Genomic DNA, 11268 nt, shown 5'->3' with positions numbered 1-11268 from the left:
GCGGATCATCGGCCAGTTTACATCTTAACTACTTCTATGACACTTGACTTAGCCGCGATTACCCGGGAAATCTCCACTATTGCCACGGATGCGGGCGCTTTTTTACTTCAGGAACGGAGTCGCTTCCAGCGCGAAGCAATCGAATACAAAGGATTGAATAATCTGGTATCTTACGTAGACAAAGAAACTGAAAAGCAACTGGTTGAAAAGCTGCGTCAGCTACTGCCCGAAGCCGGTTTTATTACCGAAGAAGGCACTACGGGGCAGGAAGCGGATCAATCGGCGCTCAACTGGATCATCGACCCGCTCGATGGTACGGCCAATTTCATTCATGATCTCCCCGTTTTCTCCGTGAGCATTGGGCTGGCCCAGGGCAAAACACCCATCGCCGGTGTCATCTACGACCCCAACCGAAGCGAATGTTTTTCGGCCTGGCAGGGTGGAGGAGCCTATTGTAATGGCAAACCCATGTCCGTTTCGCCCGCCACGCAGTTGGGCGAGAGTTTAATTGCGACCGGCTTTCCGTATTATGCGTTTGATAAAATGCAGGCCTACCTGCGTATTCTGGAGTCGCTGATGCAGCAAACGCATGGTTTGCGCCGAATGGGATCGGCCGCTATTGACCTGGCTTACGTGGCTGCCGGCCGGTTCGAAGCGTTTTACGAATACAACCTTAATTCGTGGGATATGGCTGCTGGCGTACTGCTCGTTCGGGAAGCGGGTGGCGTCGTTACTGACTTCGCAGGAGGGGATGAATTCCTGTTCCGGGGTGATGTGGTAGCGGCCTGTGGCATACACCCTGAATTGATGAAGGTCATGCGCGAGTTTTGGCGGTAAAGTACCAGACAGCTTCTAGCTGTCTGAGCATTCGCATAGAATCAGCTTCATTCAGACAGCTAGAAGCTGTCTGGTACATACGCAGGCTGGACTAGTCATTTTTTGAAAACCGGACGAACGTGTCAGGCCAGCGAAACGCTATATTTGTTTTGTCAGGCCGGGTCTCCCCGGCCAGTATAGCCAAGACATACCTCAAAATACAACTTGTCTAATGCAGGATCTGGATGCACTCAAATACCCAATTGGCGACTTCGTTTACGGGCAATCTTTTTCGGATGAAGACACCCGGCAGCACATTTCAGCAATCGATGGACTGCCCATTAAACTAACCGAACTGGTTGGTAAATGGGGCGATGACCGGCTGGATACACCCTATCGGCCGGAGGGCTGGACAATTCGACAGCTGGTCCACCACATAGCTGATAGCCACATTAATGCGTATGTCCGCACGAAACTGGCGCTGACGGAATTTAACCCGACCATTTCACCCTACGAAGAAGGGGAATGGCCAAAACTGCCGGACTCTACCCTCGACATCGCCCCTTCGCTGGTTTTGTTGCGAAACCTGCATCTGCGCTGGGTGACGATTCTGGCCGCCCTTACCGATACCGAATTAAGCCGGACGTATTTCCACCCCGGTAGCCAGCGAACCTTTGTGTTGCGGGAAGTTATTGCCATGTATGCCTGGCACGGAGAACACCACTACCAGCATGCGTACCGACTAGCCCAGCGGAACGGTTGGGCGTGAAAAAATGTATACTGTAGTAGGTAGGCTGTATGATCCCGGATGATCGACCTATCTACTACAGTAACATTTTATAGACTCATGCAGGAACTCCTCATTTTTCTGATTTTTGCCGTTGCGCTTGCTTATTTAGGCAGTCGGGCTTACCGGAATTTCTCGGCAAAAAAGGCGGGTTGCGGCAAAGGATGTGGCTGTGCCACAGATACTAAGCTGCCAGCCCGATCTGCCGTAAAATGAATATACGTTAGCGCCCATAACATTTTAGTAAGTCCGTAGTTAGGTGTAGCAATGAATGCTCAGCGAATTACCGGATTAGTTGTTCTACTCGTTTTTATTTTAAGTCTGGACGGGTGCCACCGCGTTCGCCCGGATGCGCCGGTTCAGGAGGAGTTTGAGCCCGCCATTTCCGATCCGGTTTCCTACATGGCCGGAAATCTGACCTTCAATATCAGCGACCTGGAAGCCAAAATCAACCGGTCGCTCTCGACTACCCTGGTTCCTGAAGAAACCTTCGAAGGCCGGAAAGGGGAATCCTGGAAGCTTCGGGTAGAGCGTACCGGCCCGGTGCGTATCCGGTACGCGAATCGGAAAGTATATTTCTCCGCCCCGTTGCAAGTCTGGTACACTAACCCAATCGGTCTTCGCAAAGCAGGTAAACGCAAAAGTCGACCACTCTGCGCCCTCTCCGTGACGTTCAATAGCCCTGTCGGCGTCGGCTCGTCCTGGCGGCTGGCGACAAAATCCAGTTTCGAGAACTACCAGTGGACCCAGGAACCGAAAGTGCAGATGCTGGGCATAAAGTTCAACGTCAAAAAAATTGCCGAAAAAATTCTGGACAAGCGTCGGGCCGATATTGAAGCGGCTATCGACAAAGCGGTTTACAACGGCCTTCGGCTCGATCGCGAGGTAAGGAAAGTCTGGCGGGACATGCAAAACCCATTGCGCATTGCCAAAGTACCCGAAAATTTCTGGCTGCTTCCCAAGCCGTTCAGCATTGCGGTTGCGCCCGTGTATGGCAACAAAAAACAGATTACGGTTCCCATTCAGATTGCTTTTCGGGTAAAAACACACCTGGGACCCAAACCGCTGGTCGATTCGCTGGAGCGGCTGCCCCGGTTGCTGCGCCGAAAAAGCTTGCCCGATTCGGCTCGTATCGAAGTGCTGGCCTTCATTCCCTATACCGATGTGAATACGGTACTGGCGCACAAACTGATCAAGCAAAAGCTCAATCTCGCCGGGGGCAATGTGACGGTAAATAAGGCAAAAGTATATGGCAGTGGCCGTAAACTTATCCTGAAGGCGGATGTAGGCGGGCGCGTAAAAGGAACCTTATTTTTCCACGGCAATCCGCATTACGATACGCTCACGAATACGCTTCAAATGCAGGACGTCGATTTTGACGTAGACACCAAAGAGCGCCTTTTTGCAACGGCTGACTGGCTGCTTCACGATCACCTGCGCGACACCATTCAGGCAGCCATGGTTATTCCGCTTCGTCAGCAAATTGCCACCATACCCGAGAAAATAGAAACCGCCTTTGCCAACGCCAAAGTAGGTCAGAAAACGGCCCTCAATCTGGACACGTTCCGCTTGATCCCGCAACGCATCGTTGTTCGTCCCGATGGCGTTCAGGTGTTGATCAAGGTAAAGTCGAAGGTAGCGGTCAAGGTCAAGAAGTTATAACGGAGTTAGTTCGGCTGCCATCGCCAGAGGTAGCGACTGGCGGTTGTTCGATAAGGACGCCAGGGTTCGGCGAGTTCGAGCAAAACCTTATAAAGTGGTTTGCCCGTCAGGCCGTCCGTTTGTTCAGGATACGCCCGCATCATCCGTTGCCGAATCACCAGATCATCAATCGGGAAAACGTCTGGCCGGTTGAGCACAAACATCAACAACATTTCCACAGTCCAGCGGCCAACGCCTTTGATAGGCAACAGGTACTGCACGATTTCTTCATCGGTCATCGTGTCAATGTAGGCCCGACTCAGTGCCGCGCCCGACTTTTCGAGCGAGAACGTTGCTACACTTTGCAGGTACTTGATCTTCTGGAACGACAAGCCTGCACTTCGCAGTTCGTCCGTGGTTTTGAGCAACAACGCCTTTGCTTCCGGGTAGTTATCGGGAAACAACGCCCGGAAACGATTAAAAATGGCATCCGCTGCTTTGACCGAAATCTGCTGAGAGACAATGCTTTCCAGCAGAGCCAGGTACAGATCGTCGGCGTAGTCGTTGAAAATCTTGGGCGATGGCGTTTCGGCAATGATACGGGCCATGACCGGATCGAGGGCAATGTGCCTGAGGGCGGGGGAGTCGGGAGACATATCGAAAACTTACCGAAAGAAGGGTGATTGAGTTTGGTGTCCGGGCGCTACCGAAGCGCAGCCCAGACACCGTTTGTGGCGGCTTATTTTTCCAGGCCTTCAACCAGTGTATTCAGCAATACGCTTTTCTGTTTGAGGTCGTAGATGTACTCCCAGAACATAACCCCCGCCAGTTTTTTCGACTTAACATAGTCGATCTTATATTTAAATGATTCAGGATCAGCGTAGGAGATAAACGTGTGTGATGTTGGGTTCCAGAGGTAAGGCGCTTTGGCGTCGGCGTCCCAATAGCGCGTAAACCCATTCTTGTTGATGTACTTATCGGCCAGTTCGTCGTAACTGATAAACGAATGTTTGCCCGTTGCGGGTTGAAACAGACCGTTATCCTGGTCGCGGGCGTCGGCCCAGCCGCGTCCGTAGAATGGTAAACCCAGCACTAGTTTACTGGCCGGTACGCCCGCCCGAATGTGACCATCGACGGCATCGGCGCTGCTGTTGCGGGCGTGGTCGCCTTTGGCCGATTGGGTCAGGGGACTATGGTGCCCGGTTACTTTATCATTGCCGTGGTACAGATCATAAGTCATAATGTTGACGTAATCCAGGTAAACCTGCGCTTTGCCCAACTCGGTATGATTGACAAAGGCCGTATCGCCCCCGGTGGCAGCCGTGAGCAGGTAATGATTGGTGCCCGTCCGTTCGTCGAGTTTTCCCTGAGCATCCAGACCATCCCGTAGGGCTTTCAAAAAGAGAGTGAAATTCGGCTTGTCTTCCGGCCGGAAAATATTGCCAGCGCCAATTTGGTCCGGGTATTCCCAGTCAATGTCGATGCCATCGAGCCGGTGTTTTTTGAGAATATCGACCGCACTTTGGGTGAATTTACGGCGAGACGCATCGGTCAGGGCTGCGTCTGAGAAATACTTGCAGCCGCCCCAGCCACCAATGGACAGCAAGACTTTCAGGTCTTTGTTCGTAGCCCTGAGCGACGTCAGCGCGGCCAGGTTTTCGGCGTCTTTCTGGCTCAGTGGGGCTATTTTCCCCTGCTCGTCGGGAACGCCAAAGGCGTAGTTGATGTGGGTTAATTTCTTGGCTTCAATCTGGTCTTTGGTCCAGCCGTTGCCCGTCACATAGCCAATTATGACGTAGGGTTTTGGCGTCGACTGCGCCTGCACAGTTGGTCCAAAGAGAAAAATGAGGGCAATGGCAACGAAGCGAATGGGTTTCATGGTCATGAGTGAGAGGGTAAATCAGGCCGTCGAAACGGTAATGACAGAGCCGCGCTAAAAAGGCCAGTGCAGGACCCTGGGGCACAAATATACGTAGGGAGCGCCGTTCAATAAGGGTTAATTAAACCGGTGAGCGTCATTTTTCATCACCGGGAACGAACAGATAAGGCCGGGAAGTGCGCTGACGGAGGCTGGCTAAAACTCATTTTCTGAACATTCGGTTACGTGCAGAGTAGTTCATTTATCTTTGACCTCAAAACGAACGCCATCCCTGGCGAATTCATTCAGTAACGTATGTCGAAACGCCGACGCAACCGATCCGCTGAGAAATTGCTCGGCACCTCACCGGGTACCCTTACCTATGTGGGAGAGGAAATTGAACACGCCATAAAAATTAAACGCATCGATTATAACGCCACGGATTACCACATTGATAACAGCAGTCGGCTGAGTGCGTGCAAGCTGCCCAACACAGAATCACCCTACGTTAGCTGGGTCGATGTGGATGGTATCCATGAACCCAAAGTAGTGGCTGCCCTTGGGCAACAGTATCACCTGCATCCACTGTTGCTGGAAGATGTGCTGAATACGGAGCAAAAACCAAAAATCGACCTGTACGACGATACGGTGGTCTTTGTGACGCTTAAAATGCTGCACCACAGCCGCCAACTGCAGGAAATCGACATCGAGCACATTAGTCTGGTACTGGGAAAGAACTACCTGATCTCGTTCCAGGAGGAACGATCAAAGGATATTTTTGAGCCAGTCATTGATCGCATCAAGGCCTCGTCGGGCAAAACCCGCCGAAATGGAGCCGATTACCTGCTGTATGCCCTGATGGACGTTATCGTCGACCATTACTTCGTGATAACGGAGCGTATCGGCGAAAAAATGGATGAGCTGGAGGAGCAGATTGTACAGGAGCAGGCCACTCAGCAAACCCTGGCTACACTGTATAAACTCAAGCGTGAACTGGCCTTTATCCGTCGAACAGTCAACCCATTGCGTGACATGATTGGGCTATTGCTGCGTGGCGAATCTGAACTGATTCAGCACAGCACGATGCCGTTCCTGAGTGATCTGTCCGACCACGTAAATCAGGTCATCGAAACGCTCGAATCGTATCGGGAACTCATTGCCGGGTTAATGGATGTGTATTACTCGATTGTGAACAACCGCATGAACTCGGTGATGAAAACGCTGACCATTGTGTCGGCTATTTTTATTCCGCTGACGTTTATTGCGGGTATCTACGGCATGAATTTCAGTAACATGCCCGAGCTTCGCTCGCCAACGGGCTATTTTTGGACCCTGTTTGTTATGGCCTTCATTGCCCTGGGCGAGATCATTTATTTTAAACGACGGGGATGGATGTGATCGTTTCGATGCGTCTCTTCCTGCATCCAGCCGCGTAAACCGACTATCGGCTACATCAACATAGGCAGTTTGACACCTAGTATGCTTTCAAAAGACTTTCAATTAATTAACCAACAGTGGTTTACCGACTCCCGGCAGGTGACTGGGCCGGTTACGGATGCGCGGTCGGCTGAGTCTGTTTTTTTTGCCATTCAGGGCGAACACCACGACGGGCATGCGTTCATCGGGGACTTGTACCGGAAAGGAATACGTCAGTTCGTGGTCGAACGGTCGGCCTTGACCCCCGAACGCCGGAACGAACTGGCCGCTTATGCCGACGCTCAATTTATTGAGGTCGATAGCAGCCTGCACCTCCTGCAAACCCTGGCGGCTGAACACCGAAGGCAGTTTCGCATTCCCGTCATCGGCATAACCGGCAGCAACGGAAAGACCATCGTTAAGGAGTGGCTGGCTCAATTGCTCGACCGGGGTTTCTCGACCGATGGATTTGTTGTGGCCAAAAGCCCCAAAAGTTATAACTCGCAGTTGGGTGTGCCGTTGTCCGTGCATACACTGACGGAGAACGATACACTGGGGATTTTTGAGGCTGGCATATCCAAAGCGCAGGAAATGCAGGCCCTTGAAGCCATCATCAGGCCCACTATGGGCATCTTCACAAACATCGGTACGGCTCATGATGAAGGATTTAGAACGCGGAAGCAAAAAGTGGCGGAGAAACTGCGGCTGTTTATCCACGCCAATACGCTGATCTATTCCGTCGATTACGCCGATATTGACGAAGAAGTCAATATGCTGCTGAAGGCCGTCAATCCCGATATGCAACTCATAACCTGGTCGTTAACAGGACAGTCCGCTACCTATCAGGGATCATTACAGGGCGATCGGTTAACCCTGACGGAAAAAGAAAGCAGGAGCGGGCTGAATCTGACGCTTCCGTTTACCGACCCGGCCTCGCTGGAAAACCTCATGCACTGCATCGTAACGATGCTGACCCTGCGCCCCTGGAATACCGCCGAGCTGCAGAGTCGCCTGAACCGGTTGCGACCCGTTTCCATGCGGCTGGAGCAAAAAGAAGGCATCAACAACTGTGTGCTGATCGACGATTCTTACAACAATGATGTGGTTGGTTTGCAACTCGCCCTGCGCTTTCTGAATCAGCAACGGACCCGAACGCGCCGGGTCGTTATTCTGTCGGATGTGCTTCAGTCCGGGCAGCCCGAAGCCGAGTTGTATCAGCAGGTAGGCGAGTTGATGCGAGCCAGCGAGGTGGAACAATTCATTGGAATTGGCTCTGTTGTCAGCCGAAATGCCCATTTCTTTGCGACAAATAGCCTGTTCTACGCAACGACCGATGAGTTTCTGACCCGTTTTGTGTTCAGCGATTTACGCGATAGTACCGTTCTGGTAAAAGGAGCCAGACCCTTTTCATTCGAACGGATCGTGCATCGGCTGGAGCGGAAAGTGCATGGTACGGTGCTGGAGATAAACCTGGATGCGTTAACTCATAACTTGAACTATTACCGCGAGCGGATCGCCCGGAGCGATGATGCGGCATCCCGACCCGCTGACACGAAACTCATGGTGATGGTTAAGGCATTTGCCTACGGAAGTGGTAGCGCCGAGGTGGCTCAACTGCTTCAGTTTCATCGGGTTGATTACCTGGCAGTGGCGTATGCTGATGAGGGCGTATCGCTTCGGCAAAATGGCGTCGATTTGCCGATAATGGTTATGAATCCCGCCCCCGAAACTTTCGCTACTTTGCTGGAATACAGGCTGGAACCCGAGGTATACAGCCTACGAATGCTGATGGAATGGGGAAGATACATCCGCGAATACGTGGAGCCGGGCGATGGAAAGCCCGTGTCGGGAACGGCCGCTTATCCGCTGCATTTGAAAATTGATACGGGTATGCACCGGCTGGGTTTTCTGGAACATGAGATCCCAACGGTTGCCGATTACCTGATTCACAACCCGGCTTTGCGCGTGGCTACCGTGTTCAGCCATCTGGTCGGGGCCGACGATGCGCAGTTCAACTCATTCACGGACGAGCAATACGCGAGTTTCATTCGGAGTACGACGGTTCTTGAATCGGCACTTGGCTACCGCCCGACCCGGCATTTGCTTAATTCCGCCGGTATTGTGCGCTTTCCCGCGTACAAACTCGATATGGTTCGGTTGGGGATTGGTTTGTATGGCGTGGAAGCGGCCCAGATCAACCAGGCTGCTTTGCAGCCGGTAGGCACATTGCGAACGGTGATTAGCCAGATCAAAGCCGTTCGGTCGGGGGAGTCGGTGGGGTACAGTCGCCGGGGTGTACTCGACCACGACGCCCGAATCGCCACGCTGGCCATTGGGTATGCCGACGGCTACGACCGCCGGTTGGGCAATGGCATTGGCGAAGTTTGGGTCAATGGAACCCGGTGCCCAACTGTTGGAAATGTCTGCATGGACATGACCATGATCGACGTCACGGCTGCATCGGCCAGCGAAGGGGATGAAGTACTTATTTTTGGCCCTGAACTTCCTATCACGGAGCTTGCGCAGCGCATAGGAACCATTCCATACGAAATTCTGACGGGCGTCAGCGAACGCGTCAAACGGGTGTTTTTCAAAGAAGGAAACTGATTTTGCGTCCGGCCGTCATTGACGGCTGGGCGCAATCGTTACGGAGTGTTGGGCGGATAGGGCCAGGTTTTGTCACTAGTCAGGATACGCCCTTTCCAAATATACCGCATGTATGACCGGCCGGGGGTACTGAAATAAACCCGGTCCAGAGGCCGTTGGCGTAGTCCTTCTTCTGCCTGTCGTTTTACAAATTCCCGTTTGTACGTATCGACGCTATTTTTTTGGACAACACCCTGATAATAGTTAACAGGCTTGTTTATAGATCGTTTCGTTTTCCAGGGCCTGTCAAAGAAACACCAAAGTAGGGTTGTACCCAAGGCAATCAAAAAAGCGATCATAGCTGGTCAGGGTATGGGTGAAACGTTTCGATCATTACTTGGCGACGACTTACTACCGGACGGGCATAAGTGTACTTATTGGCGGTTATTACACTTTTCCTTCTGGGAAAACTTTCTTATGGTTGGCCACCAGGATGGCATACTGTTCAGGGGTCAGGAGGGGCTTGTAGGCATGCACTTTGTCGGTTTCGACCACGACGGCCAACGCTCGTAATTTTTTGCTGGTCATACCGCTTGCTTTCAGCTTCTTTACGCCCTCATTGAAACTGACGGTAGCATTGGTGATTATTTCTTTGGCTTTGGGCAATTGCTGATCAGTTAGCTTCAACCGTTGTTTGTCGGCTTTCAGGACCGACTTAACGATCATACCGATTGTAGCACCATTATTGAGAAAAACGAATTTTTCGTTTTCTACCGATTTCGTTTGGGCGAACCCCAGGGACGACAAACCGATCAGAAAGAAAAGGGCTAGACTTGCAAATTTCATATTGACAAATGGTAAGCTAAATAAGATCTGAGCTGCACGACGTAGCGAATATACAGAGAAACGCTATAGAAGTACTGGTTTTTGATAATACCATTTCAGCGAAGAAACCTAACGAAGAATGGCGGCAACAAAAAAGCCTAGCCACAAAGTAGCCAGGCTTTCCGCTTTCTATCCACACCTAGGAGTTAATTAATCGTAATTAAAAAACCCCTACAAAAGCAGTGAACTGCCTTCTAACTTAGCCCAACGTGCCGTTGAGGCATATTGTTATGTGGGAAGAATAAAAGCCGAGCGATATTCTTACCGCTTCCAGTATATTTCTGCTGACTATGAACGACTAAGCTACTTTACTGCTAGACTATTAAAAAGCGATTATTTTTTGCTAACTATTTTCGTGCTGGGTATACAGTCGGTGAATTTTCTCCCGACAGCGCTTGAGTCTCATTTTAACCGCGCTGGTCTTAATATCATACAATTGGGCAATCTGCTCGATGGTCATCCCATCTTCGTATTTTAGTTGCAACAAGTCCTGTTCTTTTGGGGTCAGGCTTTTCATTGCTCGCCGAACGAGTAAAAGCGACTCTTCATGCAGTTGACTGTCTTGCGAGTCCGCTATATCCAGCTTGGAGGTATCGTCGATGGGTACCACATTAGCCCGTTTGGCTATGCGCAATTGGTCGGAGCAATAGTTAAAGGCGATGGAATAAAGCCAGGTGGAAAAACTGGATCGTTCCTGAAACGCGTCGAGTTTACCGAATGCTTTGAGAAATATGTCGTGCGTAAAATCTTCTGCTTTTTCACTGTCCTTGGTCATCGACAGACACCGTCGATAAACTTTATTCACGTATCGATTATACAGTGTTTCAAAACAGTGATTGGGTTGACTCGATAAAAACTGGCGAATCGTTTCTTCGTCTGTTAATGAAGCGTGCATGAGTGGGTAGTAATGAAGTAAAAATGGGTTAGTAAATGGGTATATGAGCTTTTGTCTTATATACGCACAGATAACATTTCCGGGATGTTAATTGGTTGGTTAAAAAAGCCTTAATATATTAAGCGGTGTTAGGATATTATATGTGATGATATGAAAAATGAAGTGGTTTGAATTTGATAAAGCATCATCCATGAGAATTGTAGTTGGTTTTTAATTCTTTGTAATACAGCTAGTTATATGCTTGAACGCCTTTTGTTTATCGTAGCTTGCGATTCTATACATTTGTATGATAATAAATTTTAATAGTACTATATTGAGTTTGGGGATTTTGAAAAAAATTTAATAATAAAGCGAACACCCCTTCTAATCAAGCCACATTAATGC

11 protein-coding genes are annotated in these 11268 nt (G+C 50.5%); 6 read left to right on the top strand and 5 right to left on the bottom strand.

The annotated features are described in order from the left end of the window. Positions 1-36: 36 nt before the first annotated feature. From ACYU8Y_RS16340 to ACYU8Y_RS16325, 4 genes are all read left to right on the top strand, one after another. On the top strand, positions 37-837 hold the full coding sequence (locus tag ACYU8Y_RS16340) for an inositol monophosphatase family protein (protein WP_460939121.1): 801 nt from the start codon (positions 37-39) through the stop codon (positions 835-837). A gap of 211 nt (positions 838-1048) precedes the next feature. Next, positions 1049-1585: a YfiT family bacillithiol transferase gene (locus tag ACYU8Y_RS16335; RefSeq protein ID WP_460939120.1), complete on the top strand. Its 537-nt coding sequence runs from the start codon at positions 1049-1051 to the stop codon at positions 1583-1585. Between the two features lie 78 nt (positions 1586-1663). Then, a complete protein-coding gene (locus ACYU8Y_RS16330) occupies positions 1664-1819 on the top strand; it encodes a FeoB-associated Cys-rich membrane protein (protein ID WP_460939119.1) in 156 nt (51 codons plus the stop codon). A 51-nt stretch (positions 1820-1870) separates the two neighbouring features. Continuing rightward, positions 1871-3265, top strand: a complete 1395-nt coding sequence (locus tag ACYU8Y_RS16325) for a DUF4403 family protein (protein ID WP_460939118.1) — start codon at positions 1871-1873, stop codon at positions 3263-3265. 5 nt (positions 3266-3270) lie between these two features. Here ACYU8Y_RS16325 and ACYU8Y_RS16320 read toward each other — a convergent pair whose 3' ends face one another. Both ACYU8Y_RS16320 and ACYU8Y_RS16315 read right to left on the bottom strand, forming a co-directional pair. Beyond that, entirely contained in the window at positions 3271-3900 is a 630-nt protein-coding gene (locus tag ACYU8Y_RS16320; RefSeq protein WP_460939117.1) for a DNA-3-methyladenine glycosylase family protein, read from the bottom strand. 83 nt (positions 3901-3983) lie between these two features. Beyond that, entirely contained in the window at positions 3984-5123 is a 1140-nt protein-coding gene (locus ACYU8Y_RS16315; protein WP_460939116.1) for a glycoside hydrolase family 18 protein, read from the bottom strand. A gap of 294 nt (positions 5124-5417) precedes the next feature. Here ACYU8Y_RS16315 and corA point away from each other — a divergent pair, with 294 nt between their 5' ends. Next, complete coding sequence (gene corA, locus ACYU8Y_RS16310) at positions 5418-6500, top strand: magnesium/cobalt transporter CorA (RefSeq protein ID WP_460939115.1); 1083 nt, start codon at positions 5418-5420, stop codon at positions 6498-6500. Between the two features lie 81 nt (positions 6501-6581). Then, on the top strand, positions 6582-9125 hold the full coding sequence (locus tag ACYU8Y_RS16305; RefSeq protein ID WP_460939114.1) for a bifunctional UDP-N-acetylmuramoyl-tripeptide:D-alanyl-D-alanine ligase/alanine racemase: 2544 nt from the start codon (positions 6582-6584) through the stop codon (positions 9123-9125). Between the two features lie 38 nt (positions 9126-9163). On the opposite strand, the gene ACYU8Y_RS16300 is transcribed toward ACYU8Y_RS16305, so the two are convergent. The 3 genes from ACYU8Y_RS16300 to ACYU8Y_RS16290 form a co-directional block, all read right to left on the bottom strand. Next, positions 9164-9463: a hypothetical protein gene (locus ACYU8Y_RS16300; RefSeq protein ID WP_460939113.1), complete on the bottom strand. Its 300-nt coding sequence runs from the start codon at positions 9461-9463 to the stop codon at positions 9164-9166. A gap of 88 nt (positions 9464-9551) precedes the next feature. Further along, entirely contained in the window at positions 9552-9950 is a 399-nt protein-coding gene (locus tag ACYU8Y_RS16295; RefSeq protein WP_460939112.1) for a hypothetical protein, read from the bottom strand. 382 nt (positions 9951-10332) lie between these two features. After that, positions 10333-10884, bottom strand: coding sequence for an RNA polymerase sigma factor (locus tag ACYU8Y_RS16290; protein WP_460939111.1), 552 nt, complete (start codon positions 10882-10884; stop codon positions 10333-10335). Positions 10885-11268: the final 384 nt, after the last annotated feature.

The organism is Spirosoma humi (genome assembly GCF_054776575.1).
The sequence above is the reverse complement of the archived record's forward strand: the minus strand, read 5'-3'. Positions and strand labels throughout refer to the sequence as shown.